Source organism: Archangium primigenium, assembly GCF_016904885.1.
GTDB lineage: Bacteria > Myxococcota > Myxococcia > Myxococcales > Myxococcaceae > Cystobacter > Cystobacter primigenius.
Map to the genome: position 1 here is coordinate 5959498 of NZ_JADWYI010000001.1, position 24241 is coordinate 5983738.

Consider the following 24241-nt stretch of genomic DNA (forward strand, 5'->3'; position numbering starts at 1 on the left):
CCATGCGCGACCCCTCTCCGCTCGATGATTTGACCCATGCCGACCTGATGGCGGAGGCACGCGCCCTGCTGCCCACGCTCGCCCCCGGCTGGACGGACCACAACCCATCCGACCCTGGCATCATGCTCGTGGAACTGCTCGCCTGGCTCACCGAGATGGTGCTCTACCGCGTGGATCAGGTGCCCGAGCGCAGCACGTGGACCTTCCTTCGACTGCTCAACGCACCGGACTGGAAGCGCCCGGTTCCAGGCGAGGAGACGGATCCCGAGGCGCTGTCGAGGGCCATCCACGCCACGCTCCTGGAGCTGCGCACCCCCTACCGGGCGGTGACGTGCGAGGACTTCGAGTGGCTCGCCAGGCAGTGGGTGAAGACGACGCGAGACCCCACACCGCGACGCATCCACTGCCTCGCCGAGCGTGACCTGACGGGGGGCCCACCGAACGAGGTCAAGCCAGGACACTTCAGCATCGTGGTCATCTCGGAGACAATCGCATCCACGCCGCCCGGCACGACCGAACAGCCCGACGCGACGGTGCTGTCGTCCCTGTGGAAGTTTCTCGAGCCGCGGTGCTTGCTCACCACCGTCTGTCATGTCGTTGGCCCGAAGTACGTGCGATTCAGTCTCGAGGCGACCCTCTACCTGCGACCGGAGGCCGTGGCCCAGGACGTCCAGAAGAAGGCCGCCGAAGCCGTGCAACGCCACCTCCACGCATTGCACGGCGGGGCGGACGGCCGCGGATGGCCCCTGGGCCGGAGCGTGTTCGTCTCGGAGCTGCTCGCCTGGCTTCACGACCAGCCCGGCGTGGCTTACGTGGAGCTGGGCGATTCGTTCCGGCTGGTGCTGGAAGAAGAGGACTCGCATCGCCTGCTCCCGAACAAGGGGGGGGTGCGGTTGCAGGCGCACGAACTCCCCGCCGTGAACCTCTCTTCCGAGAATTTCAAGACGAAGTCCGTGGCCGACGACACCTGGAGCCACTCATGACGACGAGTTCCTATTTCCAATACCTGCCCGCCGTCCTCCAGCAGGATCCCGTCCTGGGTGATTTCCTGAAGGCCTTCGAGCACATGTACACCGGGTATTCGGAGACCGGCATGCCGGAGGGGCTCGAACTCACGCTGGATCGCATCCACACCTGGTTCGACCCGGTGGGAGAAAACCCACACAGGGGTGCACCCGAGGACTTCCTTCCCTGGCTGGCGGACTGGGTCGCGGTGAGCCTGCGGCAGGAATGGTCGCTGGAGTTCAAGCGCCAGTTCATCCGACGCGCGGTGTCCCTGCATCGCAAGCGGGGCACCCGGGAGGGAGTGCGGGAGGTGCTCCAGCTCCTCCTGCCAGACGTGTCCGTCGAGGTCTCGAGAGGAGACCCGGAAGAGTCCCATTTCTTCCGCGTCTCGTTCTCCGTGCACAAGCGCGATCCCGCGGAACTGGCCCGGCTGGCGCATCAGGTGAGCACCCTCGTCGATCAGCAGAAGCCCGCGCACACGGTCTACGCCCTGGAAATCCACTCCCCCAGCATGCAGATCTCCCACGAGCAGGGAAAAGAACTCCGTATTGGGAAAAACACCCTTTTGGGCAGGGTGAAGTTCAGCCCAAGGAAAGCCACGACATGATGGACGACAAGCAGCCCCCGTATGTGACCAAGCGCCTGCGCTACTACAACAATCAATTCCTGATGGAGCAGGACTTCATCGACGAGCAGACATATCACATCGACCGGCAGCGCAGTCACGACCGGCTCCTGCACGCGCCCGGGATCGCCGAGGGACTGGAGGTCACCCGGGTGGACGCGAGGACGGTGTCCGTCACCGCCGGGGCGGCCGTGGACGGCCTGGGACGCCATCTCCTGCTGAACACGGCTCAAACGATTTTCTTCCCGGAGAAGGGAGGAACGCACCTGTATATGCGCTTCCAGGAAGAACAGGTGGACGGCTCCGACAGCAAGCAGGACGTCTCAGGTGCCAACCGATTTCTTCAGAAGCCAGACATCTTCTTCTCGGCGGAGATCGATGGGAGCGCGGCTCACGTGCTGCTCGCGGAGGTGATCACGGAGAACGGTGACATCAAGTCCGTGGAGACGAGCCACCGCGTCTACGCGGGCGTTCACCTGCCAGGCCCCATGGGGGGACATGTCCTGCGCTCGATCGCGAAGGTCGACGCCGAGCCGCCGGAGAGCGGCGTGAGCGTGAGCGGGAATCTTCAAGTGATGGGGGCGCTCATTCCTCGGGCTGGAAACACCGCATCCGCCGGCATCCAGTTCCCGTCCAACCCAGGAGGTGGCGCGGCCGACTCCGCCTTCATCCGTTACTTCGCCGACAAGGGCGAAAACGCGATCCTCCGGATTGGCATTGACAACGATCCCGAGGACACGCTCAGTCTTTGGCAGGGCGGCGACGAGCGCCTGAGCATCCGCGATGGCGGTGTCACCCTCAAGGGCCATGTCAGCATCGAGGGTGGGCTCGCCGTCAAAACCCCTTCCCTGTCGGTCGGTGGCATGCACGTGGTACGCGCACAGGATCCGCTTCGGATCATCCGCGGCTCCGTGAGGGAAGACAAGACCATCGACGCAGGCAGCGGCTTCAGGATCAATAGAGGGGGAACCCTAACGGCTCTCCCAGGTGTTTTCGAGATCGAATTCGACCCTGTCTTCGAGAAGCCTCCCACCGTGATCGCGAGCAGGACCTTCCTCCCCGCTGGCCTGGATCCGAAGGCGGAAAACAACTGGTACACGCGGGTGCATGATGCAGACACCCGCACGAATGCATTGGTCATGGCAGTCACGAGCGATAGGCTCATCATCAAAGTGGGATTGGCGGATGGTAAGGGGGCCGCCATGCCCTTCCAATTCATCGCCATTGGCTCGTGAGCGTGCGGCCATGAGCGGACACATCAAGGAGCGCCTGCGCGCGCTGGATTCCGAATACGAAACGGGACAGAAGATGTTGGCGGAACTGGAGACGCGGCGCGATCACCTGACGCGGACCCTGCTGCGGATCGAGGGCGCGCGGCAGGCGCTCCGCGAAGTGCTCGCGCTCCCCCCGGACGCCTCCGTCTCCCCCCCTGACGAAAGTCAGGGCACCCCATGACCTGGGAAGAGCACAACCGGGCCTTCCTCTCCACCTGCCTCGAGCGGGTGCGGCGCCTGCTGGAGCGGCATGCCGAAGCGCCCCGCGCGGAGGCCCCCGTCGCGCCTCCCTCGCGAGAAGACGCCGACGCGTGGCCCGAGTGGCCCGCGGAGGCCGGACGTCCCCCCGCGCTGCGCGTGCTGTGCGAGACGTTCGGACTGAGCCCTTTCGAGCGGGACGTGCTCTTGCTGGGGGCCGGGATGGAGCTGGACTCGCGCATTCCCGCCGCGTGTGCCCGGGCCCAGGGAGACGCCCAACGGCCCTACCCCACTTTCGCCCTGGCGCTGGCGGCACTGCCCCACGCGCACTGGGATGCCCTGTCACCCCAGGGGGCCTTGCGGCAGTGGGACCTGGTGACGGTGGGGCTGGGCTCACCCCTCACCCAAGAACCTCTGCGCGTGGAGGAGCGCATCTGGCAGTACCTCATCGGCATCGATGGCCTCGACGAGCGGCTGGCTCGCTGTGTCCAGCCTCCGCCCGACGCAAGACCCCTGGTGCCCACGCACGAGGCCCTGGCCCGGCAGGTGGCCGCCACCTGCGCCGGCGCGGCGCGCGATTCCCCACTCCCTGTCGTTCAACTCGTTGGACGCAGTGCATCGGATCAGGCCACGCTCGCCCAACATTCCACCGCATTGCTCGGCCTTTCACTCCTGCGCGCTCCTGCGGAAAACCTGCCCGACTCCCAAGATGGGACAGCGCGTTTCGCGAGCTTGTGGAACCGGGAAGCGCTGCTCGGTGGCCACGCCCTCCTGTTGGACTGCCACAACATGGATTCCTCGGAGCCTGCGCGTGTCGCGTCCATCCAACGATTGGTGGCATCAATCCACGGGTTGCTTTTTCTTGCCACGCCTGAACGCCGCGCCACGGGAACTCGCACCAATGCCCTCTACGAAGTCCCCCCGCTCTCCATTGAGGAACAGCGTGCCTTTTGGACACAAGGGTTGGAACGAAGCCTCGAACCCCAAACAGTGCAACGCCTCGAACTCCCAGAAACCATTGATGCCCTTGTAAACCAATTCACTTTGGACTGTGCGACCATTGAGGCGGCCACTACACAAGGGTTAGGCCAACTCCTGGCGCGTGGTGGTCTTCCAAAACCTGGAGAGGTGCGTGAAGCGCTTTGGGCCGGGTCCCAGGCACAGTGTCGCCAGAGGCTGGAGGGATTGGCACAGCGACTGAACTTGAAAGCGCATTCGACAGACCTGATACTGTCCGAAACGCAAGCTCGACAGCTCGCCGAGGTGGAAACGCATGTACGCCATCGGGCGCTCATTCACGAGACGTGGGGGTTCTCGACTGGAAGCTGGAGAGGAATGGGCACCAGTGTGCTGTTGGCTGGCCCAAGTGGTACAGGCAAAACCCTCGCCGCCGAGGTGTTGGCGAAGCGACTTGGATTGGACCTCTATCGCATCGATTTGAGCGGCGTAGTGAACAAATATGTCGGGGAAACAGAGAAGAACCTGCGCAAGGTTTTTGATGCGGCTGAAGCGGGAGGATGTGCTCTACTTTTCGACGAAGCCGATGCGTTGTTTGGTCAGCGCAGTGAGGTGCGGGACAGCCATGACCGCTATGCCAACTTGGAGGTGAGTTACCTTTTGCAGCGCGTGGAATCATTCCAAGGATTGGCCATCCTCACGACCAACCGCCAGTCCGATCTCGATCGCGCCTTCTCTCGCCGCCTGCAATTCGTGGTGAACTTCTCGATGCCGGGTCCAGAGCAACGCAAGGCGCTGTGGGTGTGTTCATTCCCGTCCGGCGCCCCGATAGAGTCCTTGGATTTTGAACATCTATCTAATCTTGAAATTTCTGGCGCGCTGATTCGCAAAATAGCAGTCAACGCGGCATTCCTTGCCGCCGAGGAAGGTTGGCTCTCGGGACAAGCCCCCCACATCTCAATGCGGAACATAAACACCGCGGCGCTGCGCGAGGCGGAACGACAGCAGTTACCCATCCACAACATTAAATTTCTCTGAAAAACGCTCCAATGAAATGCACACTGTGACCCCATACGAAAAAGCATTTCGCCGCCCCACCCCTGGATGCAGCGGAAGTCCTGAGCCATCTCCTCATTTATCGGCCGAAATTCCCAGTGATTTCAGGCGCTTGCAGGTGGCGGCATCTTTCGTCAAACCCAGCCAGGGGCCAGCACCGCACGCCGCTCCCTCGGACGCCCAATGAAAACAAGGGTTACGATGCGAAAATAAGGGGATGGCTCAGGGTGGATGCCGCTGGGCCTCCTGCTTGTCTCGTGGATGAGCACGGCAGATGTGCAAGACAGAGATGCAACTCAAGCGGTGTTACCAATAGCAGCTCAGCAGCATCCCACGTTGGAAAAATTCTGGGTGGATGAGGCCTATACCGGACCGCGGGTGGATGAGGTGGCCAAGGAGAGTGGCATTAACCTCGAGGTGGTCGAACGCTCGGACCAGGCGAAGGGACTCGTCCTCCTGCCCAAGCAATGGATGGTGGAGCGGACGTTCGGGTGACTAAACCGTCAGCGCAGGTATCCAAAGACCACGAGCGCGAAGATTCATCACCTGAAGCGCCTATCCACCTCGGCATGATTGACCTCATGCTGCGGCGGCTCGCCTGACTGCTCCAGTTCAACCTCCTCTGAGAATCAGGCGCCTACAAAAGCCGCTGTTTTGAATGGGAAGAAGGACGTCCAAGACCTACTGCTGGCCTCACACCTCACGCAGGCGAACACGTCCAAGTCGAGATTGAGGGAGTGTCAAATCCGGCGTTGATTAGAACTCTGCGGGCGATTGTAATTCACACAGAAACTGTCATTGGTAAGGAGCGTTCCTTTGCCACTCAAATCGGTATCCAAACCCCGTCGGTCTTCCTCCAAACGGAGCCCGTCCACCAGCAAACCCGACGAGAGTCAGGTCGAGCATGCATACCGGGCTCCGGAAGCAGCGGCCCGCCCATGCCACGATTTCTCACGCGTGCCCGTCCATTCCTCACAGCCACGAAGCGGTAAAGGGTCCGTTAACAAAAGCAAGGGCGGGTCTCGCTCCCCGAGAGACCCGCCCTCTCATGCCATACTTTTGGGGGATGAGTTACCGGAGGAGGACTCGGATGATGAGGACTTCGTTCCCAAGGAGCCCGAAAAGGACGAGCAAGAGGATGTGAGCGGCGTCGACTTCACCGCGCTCACATCCAACGTCGCGAAGTACTCCAAGAGCACCCGGTCCGAGGTCAAGAAACAGAAAAGCGAGGCTCTGGGCGAGACGATCGCCAAGCTGCTCCCCTCGTTCATCAATTTTCAGGAAGTGACAAGTCCCTCCGTCTTCAAAAAATACATCCAGAACTCGAGCGCCTTCAAGAACATACCCACCTCTCAGTACGCCATGCATCCCGGTCCGACCTATAAGGCCGGAACGTACCATGAATCCTATCCTTTGATGTACAACACCGCGATGATCCACCAGAGGCCCAAGTTGTACGTAATGAACAAGGAGAACACGGGACTTGCGCCCTACTCGGGAAACCTCATTTTCGGCAAGAAAAACAATCAGCCCCGTCCCACCTCGGTCTATGGTTTTAATGTTCCCATCGGACGCTATAACCTGCGGCCCCCCAGCAAAGACAATTTCGCTACGGGCAAGCCTAATTTAAAGTATAGAAGGAAACACTCCAATCTCAAGCATCGCAAGATTCAGTATCAACCCATGTCCGTGATTAACGTGCATACTTCTCCATCGATCTCGACCATCTCGAAGCAGGTCGAGCACATCCGGAAGTCCGCCGAGGTGCTCAAGGAAAAGGGGCACAGTACGATGGCTTCCGGCGATTGGTATGCCGAGCGTGGCGCGAAGATTCAGTGGGCTGAACTCGAACAGAGCGAAGACTGGAACCTCGCCGCTCCTGAGCAGAACACAAGCTTCCCTGGCAAGGGGAAGCTCGGGCAGACCGCAGACCACTTCTTGCTCGACAACCATGCGTTCACAGCCAACTCCGCTCATGCGATACCGCCACCGAATGATGACTACACCTCGCTAGAGGATCACCTCACCAAGGACGTCTCGGCGGATCAGCTGGAAAAGTGGAGAGACATCAATATCGATCACGCGCCAGTCCTGCTCCACGCCAAGTTGAATCCGCTCGCGTCGCCATCCCTGAGGAAGAAGCGCAAGTTGAATGACTTCTGACTCGACTTCCGCCATTTTCTAACTGACGAGCCGCTTGGAAGAGGGAGTAGGTGCGCGTCTTCGCGGTGTTGGCCTTGAGGAAGTTAGGAGTCGTTTGCGGCCCGGCGTCGTGTAGGCAGCATGTGAATTTCACCTGCGAAAACGCCTGTGTGCAGCCTTGTCGTTTGGGGAGAGGAACGGAAGCACGACCGTGCGCCCTTGCACTGGAGGTGCAGTTGCTGCCCGTCGGCTCGCGGTGCTTCCTCTCTGATTCACGGCTCGGGTGAATCAGTCGGAGACCAAGAAGAGCCAAGGAGTTGAAGCACGGCCTGGGGTCGCGAGCGGTAGCAGCCCCTGCCCGAGCGCAGTGCGTGTTGAAGCCGCGCCAGTTCAGGGAAGGGCTGGTTATGCGTGGCGCGTCGGCGCATGGGGCGGGCGCTCGCGGTCCTCACGCGCGAGGGGCAGCCCCAGTCCTGGGCCCTGGCGCGCTCCAGCCTGGGCCATGACGTGGGCCCGGACGCGCAGCGCAGCCTGGGCGAGGCGCGCACGACCGAGGCGCACGCTTAGCTGGATACCGCCGAGGCGACACTGGCGGCCCTTCCCGGGCAACTCGAGGCGGCGAGGCCGCGGTTCGACGCCGTGCCGGGCGTCGTCACGCACACGAGCCCGGCCTCGCTCAGGCGCGGCGCTACGGCGTCTCCGCCGGGATGCCCAGCTGCCGCAGCCACGCGTTGGCCAGCGGCGTGGGATCGAAGCGCGTCTCTTCCTTCACCAAATCCAAGAGCTGCTGCATGCGCGCCGCGCCGCCCACGTGCCGCTGGTAGAAACGCGCCAGCACCTGGTCCATCGCCGCCGTGCCGATCTGCTTCTCCAGCGCCCGGTAGAAGAAGGCGCCCTTCTTGTAGGGGATGGAGGACCAGAGCGGATGGGTGAGGATGTCGATCTCATTGCAGGTGCCGTCCGGCAGGGCCAGCGTGTCCCCGCGCGACACGGCCCGCTCCAGGGACGTGCGCCAGTCGCTCCACACCTGGGCCTCGGCCGCCTCCCCTTCCGTCTCGCGCACCGCGCGCGCCGTCAGGTACTCGGAGGTGCCCTCGGACAGGACGAAGTCCTCCCAGCACTGGATGCGCACGCCATTGCCGTACCAACCGTGGGCCGCCTCGTGGTGGTGCACGAGCCGGTCCCCCATGGCGTCCGCCGCCACGTGCCAGTACGGGTGGTGCTCCATGCCGCCGTAGGCGCCCGCGCCCCAGTTGGCCGAGACCGAGCCCACCTTGCCTCCGAACGTGTAGGCGCCGTAGCGCCGCTCGTAGAAGTCCACCGCGTCCTTGAGGTGCCGCGTGCCCTCGGTGGTCGCGGCCTCCTCGCCCGGCAGGTACCAGACCGCCACCTGGGTGCCCGCGGTGGTGCGGCCCAGGTCCTTCTCCGTGTAGTCGCCCACGGCCCACGCGAGCATGTAGGGCGGCGCGTCGCCCGGAATGGACTCGGCGTAGATGGCCTTCTTCCCGGCGGGCACGTTCTCCAACTGGAGCGAGAACGTGGCGCCATCGGCGAGCGCCGGGTGGCACGGGTAGAGGTTTCCGCAGAAGGACGGCCAGATGAAGCTCGTCCCGCTCGGCAGGTAGCCGTCGAAGTCCGGCGACTGCTGGAGCACGTAGTCCACGCGGACCGAGGACGCCCACCCCGGCAGGCCCACGTCCAGCTGTCCGTCCTTCACGGTGTACTTCAGCGGGCCGCAGCGGCCACTCACCCCGGTGATGCGCAGCGAGCCCACCTTCAGGGACAGGGTGTCGCTCGACGAGCCCGCGACCTGGATGAGCGCGGTGGCCTCCAGCGAGTCCAGCTTCACGTTCAGCGCGGTGGAGCGGATGTCTCGCGACAGGTCCGCGCCCGCCGCGGGGGGCTCGCCCTGGGCCCGGGCGTCACAGAGGCGCGGACACTCGGGCAAGTCCGTGCCCCGGGGGCTCGCGCAGGTGCCGGCCTCGTCGGTGACCTCGGGCACCTCGGGCTCCGCAGCGGGGTCGTTCCGACAGCCCGTGGCAAGGCCACTCCAGAGCAGGAGGGCCGTCATCGACAAGGGACGCATGTTCATGGGCAGGATCCGTGCGGCGGCGAGAGGGAGGGCGCGGCTCAGTTCGCCGGAGTGCGGGCGCCCGCCCCGCGCGTGTCGCGCGGCAGGTGGATGAGGAACGTGGCCCCTCCCCCTGGCGTCTCCTCGATCAGGATACTGCCCTCGTGGGCCTCGATCACCTGTCGCATCACCCACAAGCCCAGGCCCAGGCCTCCGTAGTTGCGCACGGGCACGGCCCGCTCGAAGCGCTCGAAGATGCGGTCGCGGTCGGCCTCGGGGATGCCGATGCCGTGGTCCACGACCGCGAGCGTCACCCGGGCGCCCTCCTCCCGGAGGAACAGCTCCACGGGCTGGCCCCGGCCGAACTTCAGCGCGTTGGACAGCAGGTGTTGGAGCACCTGCCGCATGCGCTGGACGTCGAAGCGTCCACCCAGGGAGGGCGCCGCGTGGACGAGCAGGTTCGAGCCCACGCGCCGGGCCTCGTCCTCGTGGGCCGCCACCTCGTCCTGGACCAGCGCCGACAGGTCCACCGGCTCGCGCTCCAGGCGGATGCGGCCCGGGGTGAGGCTGGACACGTCCAGCAGCGTCTCCACCAGGTGGGACAGCCGACGCGCGGAGCGGCGCGCCGTCTCCAGGCGCTCGCCGATGTCGTGGGGCGAGGCCTTGTTCATCCCGCGCACGATGGCGCCGAGCTGGAGCTGGAAGGCCGTGAGCGGGGTCTTCAGCTCGTGCGAGGCCAGCGTGAGGAAGTCGTCGCGCGCGCGCACCGCCTCCAGCAGCGTCTCCACCCGGGCCCGCTCGCGCACCACCTCCCGGCGCATGGCGAGCCGGTCCAGGTGCGCGCGCACCCGGGTGAGCAGCTCCCGCGCGGAGAAGGGCTTGACGAGGTAGTCGTCCGCGCCGGACTCGAGGCCCTCGAGCGTGGCCTCCTCGCCCGCCCGGGCCGAGAGCAGGAGGATGGGCAGCTCGCGGGTATGGGGCGCGGCCCGGAGCGCCCGCAGGAGCCCCACGCCATCCAGGCGCGGCATCATCACGTCCGAGAGCACCAGGTCCGGCGGCTGGGCGAGCGCGGACTCCAGGGCGGCCTGGCCGTCGGCCACCGCCTCCACTTCGAACTCGGCGGACAGCAGCCGGCGGATGTAGTCGCGCATGTCCGCGTTGTCGTCCGCGAGCAGCACCCGGGCCCGGGGCAGATCCGAGTCCCGCGTGGGCGGGGGCGCCTCGTCCTCGGCCCAGCGCAGCGCCTCCTCGACATAGGCGCGGGCGCTCGTGGCGGTGGACGACTGGCCACGCGCCGCCTCGAGCTGCTCGGCGGGCAGGTGCCCGGCGCCCAGGGGCAGCTCCACGGTGAACGTGGTCCCCTTGCCCTCGGTGCTCTCCACCGACACGTGGCCGCCGTGCAGCGCCACGAGCTCCTGCACCAGCGCCAGGCCGATGCCCGAGCCCTCGTGGGTGCGGGCCCGGGCGTCCTTCACCCGGTGGAAGCGCTCGAAGAGGCGCGGCAGCTCCGAGGCGGGGATGCCCGTGCCCGTGTCGATCACCTCGAGCCGGGCCCGGCCGTCGCGCTGGCGCGTGCGCACGGTGATGGTGCCCGCGTGGGTGAACTTGAAGGCGTTGGACACGAGGTTGAGGACGACCTTCTCCCATGCCTCCTCGTCCAGGTAGACGGGCTGGGACAGGGGCGGACAGTCCACGTGCAAGGCGAGGCCCGCGCGCTCCACCGCCGAGCGGAAGCTGCCCGCCAGGTCCGTGCACAACGCGGAGAAGTCCCGGGGGGCGAAGCTGGCCTCGCGCCGCCGCGCGCCCAGGCGCGAGAAGTCCAGCAGCGAGTTGACGAGCCGCAGCAGGCGCTCGGCGTTGCGGTGGATGACCTCCAGCTCCGAGCGCACCTCCGGCGCGAGCGCGCCCGCGCGTCCGGACAGCAGGTCCTGCGTGGGCCCCAGCATGAGCGTCAGCGGGGTGCGGAACTCGTGGCTGATGTTGCTGAAGAAGGTCGTCTTGGCCCGGTCCAGCTCCGCCAGGGCCTCCAGCCGCCGGCGCTCCTCTTCATGGGCGAGCGCGTTGCGCAGGGCCACCGACACCTGGCCCACGAGCAGCTCGTGGAAGGAACGGTAGCTCTCGTCGAGGGCCCGGTTGGGGCTCACCCCCAGCACGAGCACCCCGAGCGGCGCGGCCTGGCCCGAGGCGGCGATGGGCAGGGCCACCGCCGTGCGCACGGGATCCTGGAACCGCCCCCCCAAGAGCGAGACCCGGCGCTCCACGTCCTCGATGAGCACCGTCTCCCCGCCCGCGGCGCGGCCCAGGGGCCACCAGCGGTCCGCCTCGTCCGCGTCCACGTGGGCGGGACAGACGGGGGCGTGCTCGTCCAGGCCGACGATGCCCCGACGCACGAAGCCTCCGCGCTCCGCGTCCCGCAGGTAGAGCAGCGCGAAGGGCACGTCCAGGGGATGTCCGGCGATGGCGGTGACGACGTCCCGGCAGCCCGACTCCACGCCGCGCGTGCCGGCGGCGCTCGAGGCCAGGTCGCGCAGCAGGCGCAGGCGCCGCTCGCCGAGCACCTGCTCCGTCACCTCGCTGCACACGGCGAACATGCCGACGATGTCGCCCGTGTCGTCCTCGGCGGGCGAGTGCGAGACGCTGAAGTAGGACTCCTCCCGGTAGCCCGCGCGATCGAGCAGCAGCAGCAGGGCGGGCGTCCAGTTGGCCACCCCGGTCTTCATCACCTGGTGGATCATCGGCCCGAGCGTGTCCCACGCCTCGGCCATGGTGATGCGGATGTCCAGCCCGAGCGCCGCCGGGTGCTTGTCCCCGATGAGCTTCGAGTACGCGTCGTTGTAGAACTGGAGGAAGGACGGCCCCCAGGTGAGCACCATGGGGTAGCTCGAGGCGAGCATGGTGCGCACCAGGGCGATCAAGCTCCGCGGCCAGGTCTCACTCGGTCCCAGTTCACTGGAGGCCCAGTCATGCGTCCGCACACGCTCGTGCATCTCGCTGGGGCCCGAGAACATTGCTCTTGGAATCATTCGACCCGGGAGGAAATCGCGTCCGCCCGGGAACGTACAGCCCTTGTCTCACGACCGTCCGGCGCCCGGCTGCCCGCCCGTGGCAAAAGCCACACTCGGGGTGTGGATCAGGAGGCCGCGGGCCGCACCACCATGGACTGCACCAGGTCGCTGAGGTCCTGCCCGGAGAACGGCTTGTCCACGCGGCGGTTCTTCACCCCGGCGAGGAACTCCCGGGCGATGGGCGTGAAGGCGCCTCCGGTGAGGAACACGAGCCGCTCGGTCAGCGAGGGCTGTTGGCGCGCGAGCTGGTGGTACAGCTCCACCCCGCTCAGCTCCGGCATCATCACGTCACACAGGATGACGTCGAAGCACTCGCCCGCGAGCAGCCGGGTGAGGGCCTCGCGGCCGCTCGTCAGCGTCACGACCTCGTGCTCGCGCTGGAGCGTGCGCCGGATGGCCGTGCCGATGAGCGGCTCGTCATCCACCACCAGGACCCGGCCGCGTCGGGGGTGGAGCCGGACGGCGACGGCGCCCGGGGCCTCCGGGGCGGCGGGCACGGCGGGGCGCCGCGCGAGGCGCAGGCGGAGCCAGAAGCACGTGCCCTCCCCTTCCCGGCTCTCCACGCCCAGGGTGCCGCCAAAGCCCGTCACGATGTCCTGGCAGATGGAGAGGCCCAGGCCCGTGCCCACCCCCACCGGCTTGGTGGTGAAGAAGGGATCGAACACCCGCTCCAGGTGCTCCGCGGGGATGCCACAACCCGAGTCGCGCACCTCGATGCGCGCGAAGTCGCCCTCGGGCCGCGTGACGAGGCGCACCTCGTTGCGCTCCGCCTGGCCCTCGGCGATGGCCTGCGCCGCGTTGACGAGCAGGTTGAGGAGGACCTGGCCGAGCCGGCCCTCGTTGGCCTCGACCCGCAGGGGCGGCCCGTAGTCGCGCACGAGCCGCGCGCGGTGCTTGAGCTCGTTGACGGCCATGCCGATGGACGTCTCCAGCACGCGGTGCACGTCCACCGGGCCCAGGCCCGAGTCCTCGTCCCCGCGCGAGAACATCTTGAGCTGCCGCACGATGTCGCGCACCTGGGTGGCGCCGAGCCGGATCTCCCCGAGCAGCTCCCGCGCCTCGGCGCGCACCCCGGACGGCTCCAGCCCGGCGAGCACATGGCGCTCCAGGTGCTCGAGGTTGGCCAGGGTGTAGGCGAGCGGGTTGTTGATCTCGTGCGCCACGCCCGCGGCGAGCAGCCCGAGGGCGCCCATGCGATCGGCGCGCAGCAGCCGCGCCTCCATCTGCTTGCGCTCGGTGAGCTCCCGCAGGACCCAGACATGGGACGGCTTGCCGTCGAACACCAGGGGCAGGTGGCTCAGCTCCACGGGGACCCGGCCGCCGCCCCGGCGCATGAGGAGCACTTCCCGGGCGGGGATGGGCGCGCCCGTGGCCTGGGTGCACCGGATGTCCTCGTGCAGCTTGTCCCACTGATCCGCGGGCAGCTGCGCCTGGCCCAGCTCCAGCAGGGATTTGCCCACCAGCTCGTGCTCGGAGGAGAAGCCGAGCAGCCGGATGTAGGCGGCGTTGACGTAGGCCAGCCGCTCGCCCTGCAACACCCCCACCCCATCGGGCAGCCGGTCGGCGAGCTCGCGGAAGCTCTGCTGCGAGCGGCGCAGCGCCTCGAGCGTGTCCGCGTGCTGGAGCGCGTAGCGGATGGAGCGGTCCAACAGGGTCGGCGTGAGCTGGGACTTCTCGAGGAAGTCGGAGGCCCCGGCGCGCTGGGCCTCGTGGTCGAGGGTGTCGTCCTCCTGCCCCGTCAGCAGGATGCAGGGGCCCCGCCAGCCCCGGGCGCGGGCCTGCTCGAGCAGCTCCAGGCCCGTGGTGGCGCCGAGCCGGTAGTCCATCAGGCACACGTCATGGCGGCCCGGGCGCAGCTCCTCCAGGGCGCGCTCGGCGGTGCTCGCCCACTCGAGCGCCACCCGCCGCGGACCCAGCTCGCGCAGGCAGTCCCGGGTCAGGACGAAGTCATCCTCGTCATCCTCGACGAGCAGGACGCGGATGAGGCGGGCGTCGGCCTCACGCCTCATGGTCGGAGGGCTCCGGGGGGAGCTCGACGATCTGCAACCAGTGCCGGTCGAGCACCTTGACGACGTCGACGAGCCCCTCGAACGTCACCGGCTTGGTGATGAAGCAGTTGGCGCCCAGGCCGTAGCTGCGCAGGATGTCCTCCTCGGCCTTGGACGTGGTGAGCACGACCACGGGGATGTGCTTGAGCACCGGGTCGGACTTGATCTCCCGCAGGGCCTCGCGGCCGTCCTTGCGGGGCATGTTCAGGTCCAGGAGGATGAGGCCGGGCCGGGGCGAGTCCTTGGGCTCGCGGTAGCGGCCCTCGCGGCGCAGGTACTGCATCAGCTCCTCGCCGTCCTCCACGAAGCGCAGCTCGTTGACGAGCCGGCTCTCCTGGATCGCCGTGAGGGCGAGCTCCCGGTCATCCGGGTCATCGTCCGCCATCAAGAGGGTAACCGCGCGTCTGGACTCCATGACTCCTCACTGACTGCTGGGCTGCTTGAGGGGCAGCGTGACGTGGAAGGAAGCGCCCTGATTGGGCGTGCCGTGCGCCTCGATGCGTCCCCCGTGGCGCTCGGCGATCTTGCGGCAGATGGCGAGGCCGATCCCCGTGCCCTCGTACTGCCCGCGGCCGTGCAGGCGTTGGAACACGTCGAAGATGCGGTCGCGGTACTTCTCCTCGAACCCGATGCCGTTGTCGGCGACCACCAGCGTGCACGTCTGGGTGGTGGCGTCCACCTGGGCCGACACGGAGATGTCCGGCGGCACGTCCGCGCGGCGGAACTTGAGGGCATTGCCCAGCAGGTTCTGCAACAGCTGCCGCATCTGCGTGGGGTCCGCCTCGAGCACGGGGAGCGCCTCGGCGATGCGCAGCGACGCCTCCGCCCGCGCGATGGTCGCCTCCAGATCCTCGCGCACCTCCTGGAGGAGCGGGGACAAGTCCACGCGCACGAAGGGCCGGCCCTTGTTGGACACCCGCGAGAAGGCCAGCAAGTCGTCGATCAGCCGGCGCATGCGCGTCGCGGCGCCTTGCATGCGCTCCAGGTAGTCCTGGGCCTCGGGACTCAGTCCGGTGGCGGTCTTCTTCAGGCGCTCGCCGAAGGTCTGGATCTTGCGCAGGGGCTCCTGCAGATCGTGCGAGGACACGTAGGCGAAGCTCTCCAGCTCGCGGTTGGACTGCTCCAGCCGCAGGTGGGTGCGCTTGAGCTCGGTGATGTCGGTGAGGATCACCGTGAAGCCCACGATGCGCGTGTCCACCATGATGGGGCCCACGCGCGCGGCGAACCACTCGGGGCCTCCGGACACGGCGGGCCGGGCCTCGTAGCCTCCCGGCTCCCCGGTGGCCAGCACCCGCGTGATGACGGCCCGGGCGTTGTCGCGCGACTCCGGGGCGATCCAATCGAAGAGGTTCTCGCCGAGCACCTGCTCCACGGTGAGCCCGGGCATGGTGAAGTTGATGAAGCGGATGCGCGCGTCCACGTCACAGCTGAACATGCTGTTGGGCGACTGCTCCACCAGCGCCCGGAGCCCGAAGGCCTCCTCCTGCTCCATGCGCCGCGAGGACAATTGCGTGGACAGGGCGTTGAGGGCGGCGGCCACGGGGCCCAGGGATCCTCCCCGCACGGCGCACTGCGCATGCGGCTCGCGCGCCGCGATGCGGCGGATCTGCTCGAGCAACGCCTCGACCGTCGTTTCGCTCGACTCTTCCATGACGGGCTCACCGGTTCCGCGCAGCGACGTCCCACCCGACGCCTCGATGCGCTTCGCACTCCAACGAACTCGCGCAAGACATGACAAGTAACATGCGCCCCCGAATCGTAAAGCCCCCAACAAGTCAGAATCTGGAGGCTTGACCTGGGACGTCCTGCTGGACGCACTCGGGGTGGGGCCTCCTCAGCGCCCCGGCGCACTCCGCGCGCGACCCGCCTCCCGCCCTGTCTCGCCGGGCAGGACGGCTGCCCGTTTCCCGACGGTGACGCGCGGGAAGTGCGCACGAGTGCACGTCGCCTCGTCTCGGGGAGAGGCGCCTCCCGCCGGAATCCCTACCTCTCTGGAAAGACCGGAATCTCGGGGGAGGAGACAATCCATGGGCCAGGCGACGCGTGCATTCCAGGGGTGGCTGCGAGGCGTGGTGGGGGCATGTGTCCTGAGTGCGTGTGGCGCCGCCCCGGGCGAGGACGGGACCGTGCTGGAGGCCCCGCGGGTGCCGCCCGGGGAGGTGGCGGTGGAGCTGTCCGTGCCCCGACGGTCCCTGGGCGCCCAGGACGAGGTGGCCCTCCAGCTCACCTTCACCAACGTGTCCACCCACCCGGTGCGCCTGCTGCGCTGGTACGTGCCGGACGCCGAGGGCGTGAAGGAAGGCCTGTTCGACGTGTCCCGCGACGGCGAGCCGGTGGCCTACCTGGGCCCCCACGCCAAGCGCGCGGTGCCCGAGGCCTCCGACTACCTCGTGCTGGCGCCGGGCGAGCGCCTCACCGGGCGGGCGCCGCTGTCGGACCTGTACGACCTGAGCGCGAGTGGCGAGTACACCGTGCGCTTCGCCGCGCCGGTCGAGGGGCCCCACGGCGTGGCGCTCACCCGGGTGGCGCAACTGGATGGCGCCGCCGTGAGCCTGTGGATCGAGGGTCGGCCGACGCGCCCGCCCGACACGCACACGCGCGACACGGTGACGGCGCAGGGCCTGGGCTACATCGGCTGCTCGAGCACGCGTCAGGCGCAGGTGCAGAGCGCCTGGGCCGCCGCCCGGGGCTATGCGAGCAACGCGATGGCCTACCTCAATGGCCTGCGCGCGGGCTCGGAGCGCTACGGCACCTGGTTTGGTGGCTACTCCACGAGCCACCGCGACGTGGCGCGTGGCCACTTCAGCCGCATCTCCAGCGCGCTGAACACCGCCCCCATCGTGATGGACTGCACCTGCACGGACGCGGGCACCTTCGCCTACGTGTACCCGAGCGCGCCCTACCGCATCTACCTGTGCGGCGCCTTCTGGCGCGCGGCCACCACCGGCACGGACTCCAGGGCGGGCACGCTCATCCACGAGTTGAGCCACTTCAACGTGGTGGCGGACACGAACGACCACGCGTATGGCCAGGGCAACGCCCAGAGCCTGGCGCGCAGCAGCGCCACGCGCGCCCTGGACAACGCGGACAGCCACGAGTACTTCGCGGAGAACACCCCCCCGCGCGACTGACTTATTGGATGGGCGCTTCCTCGAAGAAGGTCCACTGGGGCCTGAGCACGAGGGACTGCTCGCCCGAGCGGGAGATGACGACGGGCTCGCGGTGGACCTCGGTGCCCGCGTCGCTCCGGCTCACGGCGACCAGGGTGTAGTGGCCCTCCGGCACGCGGGCGAAGCGTCGCAGGCCCTCCGCGCTCTTGAGTCCGATGAACCCATCTCCCAGTCGGCTGTACAGGCCCTGCTTCGGGCTCAGCAGGGCCAGCTCCCCGGGGACCAGATGGACCTCGGTGCCGCCCTCCACCCCGGTCACCTCCAGGGCCGCGGTGTCTCCCCTGCTCACGAGATCCTGGGTGGTTCGCGCTCCTGGCGGGAGCGAGACCGACGCCACCTCGCTCAGCGGGACGCGGCCCTGTTCGTTCGGGCCCACCGCCCAGACGGTGTAGCGGCCCGGCGGCAGCGGCGTCACGTGGTAATGGCCCCGCTCGATGGGCACATTCCTGTCCGTGCCGTCCGTCTCCGAGCGCAGGTGGACGCGCCCCGCGAGCACCCGCTTGCCCGCGACCTCGACCCGGCCCCGCAGGTGGGCGGCGGGCTCGAGGAGCAGTCGGGCCGGAGCCGTCCCGCGCTCCAGGCGCGTTCCTCCCGAGACATAATCGGGATGGGACGCGTTGAGGCTCACGCGCCCGTCACCGGACACCTCCAGGGAGAACCGGCCATCCACGAGCGTGTGGGTCACCGCGCTCCGGTGCGCGCCCGGCACGGAGGCGCTCACCCGCGCATCCGCCACCGGCGCCTGGGTCCTCGCGTCGAGCACCTGCCCCGTGAGGGTTCGTGAGTCGAGCGGCGTCAACACCACGTCCCCCAGGTCCTGGGGTGGCTCCTCCTTCACCTCGATGTTGCGGCGCGCATACCCCTCCGCATCGACGTGGAACACGCGCCCGGCGTGCGGGAACAGGGAGAAGCGACCCTCGGGATGGTGGATGGCCTTGCCGTTGAGGCGGAACGCGGGGATGGGCGCACCCGCCGGGTCCACGACCCGCCCCTGGACCTGGCGGACGCGGGTCAGGACGAGCTGGACCTCGGGTTGATCGGGAGACACCACGGGCGTGGTCTGGACCGCGAGGCGATACTCCGGGGTGCTCGGCCCGATGCTCCAGCGTACCCGCTCCAGTCCGGACAGGGAGAACGTGCCATCCGCCCCGGAAACGAGTGACTCGGAGTACCCGTGCGGATCGAGGGTCGGCGACTGCTCTCGCCGGAGCTGGAGCCAGACGTCGGGGAGGGGCTCGTGCGCGTCGTTCACGACCCGGCCCCTGAGTGTCCAGTCCGCCGGGAACTGGAGCGAGAGCCGCTGGGCCCGCTGTTCCGAGACGTCCACCTGCTGGCGGACCTGTCGGTGCCGCGCGTCCGGGGCGGACGCCTTCACCAGGAACGAGCCCGAGGACAGTCCCGGGAAGACCCCCCGTCCGTCCGCGTTCGTGCGCGTCGTCCGGGGCGGCTGGGGCCACGGCTCGATCACGACCGTCGCCCCCCGCGCGGGTCGGCCGTCCTCGTCCATGACGAGGACCTCCAGGGAGGCCCCTCGCCTCAACGTCAGGCGGAGGGTCCGCTCGGTCTCCGCGACCGAGGCCATCCAGGGCTGGAAGTCCGGATGGTGCACCTCGAGGCGAGCGTCGAGCGAGGCGTCGAACGCCAGGGCGAACGCGCCGCGCGCATCGGACGTGGTGGAGGCGTCGTCCGGCGCATCGAGGACACGAATCCGAGCGCCTGGCACGGGCGTGCCTCGCTCGTCCACGACCGCCCCCGCCAGCGCCCGGAGGCCGGGCAACGCGACATTCCATTCCTGGGACGGCCCCGGACCGATGCGCCGCCCCGGGATGTCCAGCGGGGCATGTCCGGCCGCCTGGACGCGAAGGGCATACGGACCCGGAACGAGGGAGTCGAAGACGAACCGGCCCTGGGCATCCGTCAGGCGCACGAGCGGGGGCGTGTGGGAGTCGCTCAAGGAAACCTCCGCGTCCGCGAGCGACGTGCCCGCCATGTCCGTGACGCGCCCCTCCAGCCGCGTGAGGGCGTGGGCGAGCACGAGCTCCAGCGCGTCCCACTCCGCGACCACGTGCTGACGGGCATAGCGGCCGGCGTGCGTCGCCGACAGGACGTAGGTGCGGGGGCACAGGGAATCGAAGTGGAAGAAGCCCTGGGCATCCGTCTGGGTGACCCGCGCCGCCCATCCGCCGAGGTCCCGCGAGAGCTGGACGGGCACCCCCGCCACGGGCCCGCCCTCCTCCAGCACCCGGCCCGAGAGGGTTCGCAAGGGGGCCAGCCCCAGCACGTGCGCCGTGTCCCGGGCCGTGACGGGCCGCCACACCGTTTCCCACCCGTCCTTGGTGACGAGCAGCTTCACCTCGGTCCTCGTGTCGAGCCAGGGCATGGGGCCCAGACGGAAGCGCCCATCCTTGGCCGTCGAGGTCTCCACGACTCCACCCGCGCCCGGCCCCAGCTGAATGACCCTCACGTCCGCGAGCGGCTGTCCGGTGTCCACGTCGAACACCGCGCCGGAGAGGGTCCGCCCCGAGTTCAAGCGCAGCGCGACCTCGTCCGTGCCCGCCAGGACGTCGGTGCTCAAGGCATACTGGGACGTGACGCTCTCGGCCCAGAGCTCGTAGCGCCCCTCCTCCAGCCCCTCCAGTCGGAACACACCCTGGGCATCGGTGAAGGCCCGCGCCCTCACCCGCCCGCGCTCGGTGAGCTCGGCCAGCAGCGCCGCCGTGGCGGCACGGTCGTCACAGTCCGACCGCCCCTCGTTGAACCCGTCTGGCGGCCCGCGCCGCGACAGTTGGGCCTCGAGCCGGGTGCGCCATTCGGGCGGGCTCGCGAGCCAGGCGCTCACCAGGACGCCCGCCACCGCCCCCGTCCCCCCCGTCACCCGGCCCTGAATGCCCAGGGCGCCGCGTGCCTCGGGCAGGGGCTCCGCCATCAGCCGCTCGAACCGGGAGGCTTCCTCTCGCGGGGCGAGAAGCTCGGGGAGCGGTCCCGGATCCAGGGCGGGCGTCCAGGCGTGCCACAGCCAGCCCACGCCCAGCAGCAGCCCCACGCCTCCCAGAATCCACCCGGGTGACCATCTTCCTCGCATGTCGCGCCCCCTCGTCACCCGCGTCGAGAATGCCGGGCGCATCCGCGCTGACCCGCGATATGACCCGGAGCCGGAGCTTTCCACGGGAGCCCCGGCGCATGGTGACGAAATGAGGGGCGGAGCCATCCCCCACGGGGACGCGGGGACACTGGGCGCGTACGAGGAGCTCGAGCGGCGGCTGGCCCTGGCGACGGATGCGGACACCGTCCGGGGCCTGTCCTTCCACAACGTGCTGGACGCGGTGCGGCTGGACCTGGGGCCCGAGGCCCTGGTGCAGCTGACCGGCTCGCGCGAGGCGCCGGACTTCAAGAGCTTCTTCAGCTACCCCGTCCGGGACTACCTGCGGATGCAGTACACGGCGGCATGGATGCTGGCGGAGCGGCATGGCTCCTTCGAGGGGGCCGTGCGGCGCATGTCCGCGGGCATGGCCCCGGGCTTCCTGGGCTCGGTGGTGGGCAAGGCCTTCATGCTGCTCATGAAGGAAGGCCCCCGGCAGCTCATCACCCACATGGCCGTGGCCCACCGGGCCGCGGCCAGCTTCGGGGAGCTGACGGTGCTGTGGATGGGGCCGCGCCACGGCGTGCTGCGCACCCGGCGCGACTTCCTGCTCCACGTCAACCACGAGGGGGGCCTCCTGGGCCTCTTTCGCGCCCTGGGCCTGGAGAACGCGCGCGTGAGCGGGCGCCAGGTGGCCCTGTTGGAGAACGAGGTGACCTTCTCCTGGGAGTAGCGCGGGCGGCGCCCGGACGGCCTCAGCCCGCGCGCCGGGCGCTGACCTCCACGTCACCGGCCTCGGGCAGGCTGAGCGTGAGCAGCGTGCCGCGCCCCTCGTGGCTCTCGGCGCGCAGCGTGCCCCCCAGGCTCGTCACGATGGCGTGGCTCACCGACAGCCCCAGGCCCGAGCCCTCGGGGTGGGTGGTGACGAAGGGCTCGAAGAGCCGCGCGAGCGCCTCGGGAGGCAGGCCGCGCCCGGTGTCCTGGACCTCCACCACCACGTTGCCCTCCTCGCCCGTGTAGACGGCCACCCGCAGGACGTTGCGCGCGATGTGCGCGGCGTCCATGGACTGCACCGCGTTGAGCAGCACGTTGAGGAAGAGCTGGCCGAGCCGCGCCTCGTCCGCGTCCACCGGCGGCACCTCGTGGAAGTCCCGCTCCAGCCGGGCCCGGTGGTGCAGCTCGCCGCGCACCAGCTTGAGCGCGTTGTCGAGCACCGGGCGGATCTCCACCCGCGCGCGGTGCTCGGGGGGCTTGCGCGAGAGCGTGCGCAGATCCTGCACGATGTGCTTCATGCGCAGGGCGCCCTGGGCCGTCTCGGCCAGGGCCTCCAGCACGTCCCCCAGCTCGGGGCCGGCCTCGGCGCGCAGCCGGGGCGACTGGGTGAGCCGCTCCAGCTCCTCGCGCGCGAAGGAGAGGTTGGCGAGCATGAAGGCCAGGGGGTTGTTCATCTCGTGGCCCACGGCCGCCGCGAGCGAGCCGAGCGCCGACATGCGATCGGCCTGGATGAGCCGCGCCTCCATCTGCTTGCGCAGCGTCACGTCCCGGGCGAACACCCGCAGGCCCGGGGGATCCCGCAGCTGATCCACCGTGAGCTCCCAGTAGTGGCCCTCCAGGAAGACGGTGGGCGAGGGCTCGCCCGAGGACGAGCCGCGCCAGGCCCACTGCATGGCGGCCTGGACCAGGGCGTGGCGCGAGCCCTCGTCCATCAGCTCCGGGAAGGCCTTGTGCGAGGCCGCGTTGGCGTAGCGCAGCGCGCCCTCCGGGCTGAGCTCCAGCAGGGGCTCGGGGTGCAGCAAGGGGAAGGAGGCCAGCCGGTACATGGGCTCCTCCAGCGAGCGCATGCCGGACACGTCCCGCACGAGCAGGCCCAGCCGGCCCCCGGCGGCGGCGTCCGCGGGGCCCGGGGAGATCTCCGCCACGTAGCTGCGCGCCTCGCCCTCCACGCGCAGGGTGTACTCCAGGCGGCCCCCCACCCCGCCCTGGCGCACCGTGCGCGCCAGGGACAGCAGGGGCTCGCCGGCCTCGGCGCCCAGCGCCTCCGTGAGCGGCTGGCCGGGGACGTCCTCCAGCGGGCGGCCGAAGGCGCGCCCCGACGGGGACCAGAGCCGGTGGCAGTGGTCGTCCGCGTCCAGCTCCGCCACGACGTACTCGGTGCACTGGGTGCTGCGCGCCACGGGCGGCGAGTAGCGCGTGTCCGCGGAGCCGTCGAAGCCCTCCACGCTGAAGGGCCCCATGAGCATCTCCAGGCCCGCGCCGTCGGTGTTCAAGCGCGTGAGCAGCAGCTGGATGCGCGCCGCGTCCACCTCGGAGAGGTGCCGGGTGAGGACGATGCCGTCGGCCAGGGCCGGGGGCGTGAAGAGGAAGGGCTCGAAGCGCGCGGAGTCCTTGCCCATGTGGTAGGCGATGACGGTGCGGATGGCGTGCGCGTGGGGCTGGCTGGCGTAGACGGACGTGAAGTCCGCCTCGCCGGAGAGCACCGCGTGCAGCGCCCGGCGGTACGTCCCCAGGAAGCGCTGCTCGCCCAGGTACGAGTCCGGCGACAGGCCCTGCTCCTCGAGGAAGCGCACGGGCATCAGGTAGCCGCCCGTGGACCGGGGAGCGACCCAGGCGGCGCGCTGGCCCCGGAGCGTCTCCAGGGTGAGGGGCGCGTCGGCGCGGCAGACGAGGGCGGCCTGGTAGCGGCAACTGCCGGCGCGCACCGCGCGCAGCACCGCGCGCGCCCGCGGCGCGAAGGCATCGCACTGCTCGGCCGTGCCCCACACCATGTCCACCTGCCCGCCCTGGAGCGCCGCGTCCACGGCCTCGTAGGTCGGCGAGAACTCGGCGACCACCGGCCGGCCCAACCGCTCCGACAGCACCCGGCAGAACAGCTCCACCCGGACGTGTTCGCGGACCTCACCGAGCGAGGGGTAGAGCAGGAAGCGAATGGGTCTGAGCGACGGGGTCACGTGGGCTCCTCACTCCCCGAGTGCAAGGCACCGGCTCCGGCCCGATGACCTGGCGCCATGATATTCGCTCCCCCTCGGATTACCATCACCGCTTTCGCATCTCGCTTGGTTGCTGGCTTTTCCAAGTTAAGCGGCTATTTCCATGTCCGATGAGAAAAATTCATTTCGTGAAGGACAGGAGGGAATGGCATCGTGAGCTGAATCGTATTAGTTTGAGCCGCTTGCACCCCGTCATGTTCTTCCAACTCTTCCTCTGCGCACTGCTGGCCGTCCAGCAGCCGTCCGTCGTCGTGCGGTCGGCGGCATGGCAGCCGTGTCGCGCGTTGACGAGCAGCCCGAACAACGGGCTGGGGGGCGTGGCGGAAGAAGAGAAGCTGCACGGCATGGGCTCGCTGGGTCGGCCCCGGCTGAGCGCCATCCTGGGCTCGGGCGGAGGGCCGGGCCCCGTGCCCCGGGCACGCCGCCTCGTGCGCCCCCTGCCCACCCCGATCCTCTCGGGCCAGGACATCGCCCGGAGTCATTGGCGCGCCGTGTTGTTGCCGCCGCGCAATGCGTTGGACGACGACGATCCACCCTCACCGGTGTGAAGCAACCCCTCGGGGG

Annotated in this window: 18 protein-coding genes; 11 read left to right on the plus strand and 7 right to left on the minus strand. The window is 68.7% G+C overall.

The genetic code is table 11. From position 1 onward, the window contains the following. Window positions 1-2 precede the first annotated feature (2 nt). The 8 genes from I3V78_RS24420 (at window position 3) to I3V78_RS24455 (ending at window position 7824) form a co-directional block, all read left to right on the plus strand. Window positions 3-983 carry a baseplate J/gp47 family protein gene (locus I3V78_RS24420; protein ID WP_204490845.1) on the plus strand — a complete coding sequence of 327 codons (981 nt, stop codon included), beginning with the start codon at window positions 3-5 and terminating at the stop codon, window positions 981-983. Further along, entirely contained in the window at window positions 980-1612 is a 633-nt protein-coding gene (locus I3V78_RS24425; RefSeq protein WP_204490846.1) for a phage tail protein I, read from the plus strand. The genes I3V78_RS24420 and I3V78_RS24425 overlap by 4 nt, the downstream gene beginning before the upstream one ends. Beyond that, window positions 1609-2865, plus strand: coding sequence for a hypothetical protein (locus I3V78_RS24430; RefSeq protein WP_204490847.1), 1257 nt, complete (start codon window positions 1609-1611; stop codon window positions 2863-2865). The genes I3V78_RS24425 and I3V78_RS24430 overlap by 4 nt, the downstream gene beginning before the upstream one ends. Before the next feature lie 10 nt (window positions 2866-2875). Further along, the gene (locus I3V78_RS24435; RefSeq protein ID WP_204490848.1) at window positions 2876-3085 is read left to right on the plus strand and encodes a hypothetical protein; all 210 of its coding nucleotides are present in this window, start codon (window positions 2876-2878) and stop codon (window positions 3083-3085) included. Continuing rightward, entirely contained in the window at window positions 3082-5097 is a 2016-nt protein-coding gene (locus I3V78_RS24440; RefSeq protein WP_204490849.1) for an ATP-binding protein, read from the plus strand. Before I3V78_RS24435 ends, I3V78_RS24440 begins: the two co-directional genes overlap by 4 nt. Before the next feature lie 249 nt (window positions 5098-5346). Beyond that, the gene (locus I3V78_RS24445) at window positions 5347-5610 is read left to right on the plus strand and encodes a hypothetical protein (RefSeq protein ID WP_204490850.1); all 264 of its coding nucleotides are present in this window, start codon (window positions 5347-5349) and stop codon (window positions 5608-5610) included. Between the two features lie 645 nt (window positions 5611-6255). Next, window positions 6256-7278, plus strand: coding sequence for a hypothetical protein (locus I3V78_RS24450; RefSeq protein ID WP_204490851.1), 1023 nt, complete (start codon window positions 6256-6258; stop codon window positions 7276-7278). Window positions 7279-7668: 390 nt separating this feature from the next. After that, entirely contained in the window at window positions 7669-7824 is a 156-nt protein-coding gene (locus I3V78_RS24455; protein ID WP_204490852.1) for a hypothetical protein, read from the plus strand. Between the two features lie 121 nt (window positions 7825-7945). Here the strand turns inward: I3V78_RS24455 and I3V78_RS24460 are convergent, their stop codons facing one another. From I3V78_RS24460 to I3V78_RS24480, 5 genes are all read right to left on the minus strand, one after another. After that, window positions 7946-9349: a M1 family metallopeptidase gene (locus I3V78_RS24460; protein WP_204490853.1), complete on the minus strand. Its 1404-nt coding sequence runs from the start codon at window positions 9347-9349 to the stop codon at window positions 7946-7948. Between the two features lie 38 nt (window positions 9350-9387). Continuing rightward, window positions 9388-12243: an ATP-binding response regulator gene (locus tag I3V78_RS24465; RefSeq protein WP_338023737.1), complete on the minus strand. Its 2856-nt coding sequence runs from the start codon at window positions 12241-12243 to the stop codon at window positions 9388-9390. Window positions 12244-12458: 215 nt separating this feature from the next. Then, window positions 12459-14402, minus strand: a complete 1944-nt coding sequence (locus I3V78_RS24470; protein ID WP_204490855.1) for an ATP-binding response regulator — start codon at window positions 14400-14402, stop codon at window positions 12459-12461. After that, on the minus strand, window positions 14392-14826 hold the full coding sequence (locus I3V78_RS24475) for a response regulator (protein WP_239576570.1): 435 nt from the start codon (window positions 14824-14826) through the stop codon (window positions 14392-14394). The genes I3V78_RS24470 and I3V78_RS24475 overlap by 11 nt, the downstream gene beginning before the upstream one ends. Window positions 14827-14862: 36 nt before the next feature. Next, window positions 14863-16092, minus strand: a complete 1230-nt coding sequence (locus tag I3V78_RS24480) for a sensor histidine kinase (protein ID WP_204490857.1) — start codon at window positions 16090-16092, stop codon at window positions 14863-14865. A gap of 376 nt (window positions 16093-16468) precedes the next feature. Here I3V78_RS24480 and I3V78_RS24485 point away from each other — a divergent pair, with 376 nt between their 5' ends. After that, the gene (locus tag I3V78_RS24485) at window positions 16469-17572 is read left to right on the plus strand and encodes a M35 family metalloendopeptidase (protein WP_204490858.1); all 1104 of its coding nucleotides are present in this window, start codon (window positions 16469-16471) and stop codon (window positions 17570-17572) included. A 1-nt stretch (window position 17573) separates the two neighbouring features. Here I3V78_RS24485 and I3V78_RS24490 read toward each other — a convergent pair whose 3' ends face one another. Continuing rightward, a complete protein-coding gene (locus I3V78_RS24490; protein ID WP_204490859.1) occupies window positions 17574-20654 on the minus strand; it encodes a carboxypeptidase regulatory-like domain-containing protein in 3081 nt (1026 codons plus the stop codon). 148 nt (window positions 20655-20802) lie between these two features. Here I3V78_RS24490 and I3V78_RS24495 point away from each other — a divergent pair, with 148 nt between their 5' ends. Continuing rightward, entirely contained in the window at window positions 20803-21423 is a 621-nt protein-coding gene (locus I3V78_RS24495) for a TIGR02265 family protein (RefSeq protein ID WP_204490860.1), read from the plus strand. A gap of 22 nt (window positions 21424-21445) precedes the next feature. Here I3V78_RS24495 and I3V78_RS24500 read toward each other — a convergent pair whose 3' ends face one another. Beyond that, window positions 21446-23638 carry a PhnD/SsuA/transferrin family substrate-binding protein gene (locus tag I3V78_RS24500; RefSeq protein WP_204490861.1) on the minus strand — a complete coding sequence of 731 codons (2193 nt, stop codon included), beginning with the start codon at window positions 23636-23638 and terminating at the stop codon, window positions 21446-21448. Between the two features lie 233 nt (window positions 23639-23871). Between I3V78_RS24500 and I3V78_RS24505 the strand changes: the two genes are divergently transcribed. Beyond that, window positions 23872-24225: a hypothetical protein gene (locus I3V78_RS24505; protein WP_204490862.1), complete on the plus strand. Its 354-nt coding sequence runs from the start codon at window positions 23872-23874 to the stop codon at window positions 24223-24225. Window positions 24226-24241 lie beyond the last annotated feature (16 nt).

Coding starts and splice junctions, on each gene's coding strand:
- I3V78_RS24445 (WP_204490850.1), top strand. CDS start 5,347: ATGCCGCTGGGCCTCCTGCTTGTCTCGTGGATGAGCACGGCAGATGTG.
- I3V78_RS24495 (WP_204490860.1), top strand. CDS start 20,803: ATGAGGGGCGGAGCCATCCCCCACGGGGACGCGGGGACACTGGGCGCG.
- I3V78_RS24460 (WP_204490853.1), bottom strand. CDS start 9,349: ATGAACATGCGTCCCTTGTCGATGACGGCCCTCCTGCTCTGGAGTGGC.
- I3V78_RS24470 (WP_204490855.1), bottom strand. CDS start 14,402: ATGAGGCGTGAGGCCGACGCCCGCCTCATCCGCGTCCTGCTCGTCGAG.
- I3V78_RS24505 (WP_204490862.1), top strand. CDS start 23,872: ATGTTCTTCCAACTCTTCCTCTGCGCACTGCTGGCCGTCCAGCAGCCG.
- I3V78_RS24485 (WP_204490858.1), top strand. CDS start 16,469: ATGGGCCAGGCGACGCGTGCATTCCAGGGGTGGCTGCGAGGCGTGGTG.
- I3V78_RS24420 (WP_204490845.1), top strand. CDS start 3: ATGCGCGACCCCTCTCCGCTCGATGATTTGACCCATGCCGACCTGATG.
- I3V78_RS24440 (WP_204490849.1), top strand. CDS start 3,082: ATGACCTGGGAAGAGCACAACCGGGCCTTCCTCTCCACCTGCCTCGAG.
- I3V78_RS24475 (WP_239576570.1), bottom strand. CDS start 14,826: ATGGCGGACGATGACCCGGATGACCGGGAGCTCGCCCTCACGGCGATC.
- I3V78_RS24430 (WP_204490847.1), top strand. CDS start 1,609: ATGATGGACGACAAGCAGCCCCCGTATGTGACCAAGCGCCTGCGCTAC.
- I3V78_RS24480 (WP_204490857.1), bottom strand. CDS start 16,092: ATGGAAGAGTCGAGCGAAACGACGGTCGAGGCGTTGCTCGAGCAGATC.
- I3V78_RS24425 (WP_204490846.1), top strand. CDS start 980: ATGACGACGAGTTCCTATTTCCAATACCTGCCCGCCGTCCTCCAGCAG.
- I3V78_RS24435 (WP_204490848.1), top strand. CDS start 2,876: ATGAGCGGACACATCAAGGAGCGCCTGCGCGCGCTGGATTCCGAATAC.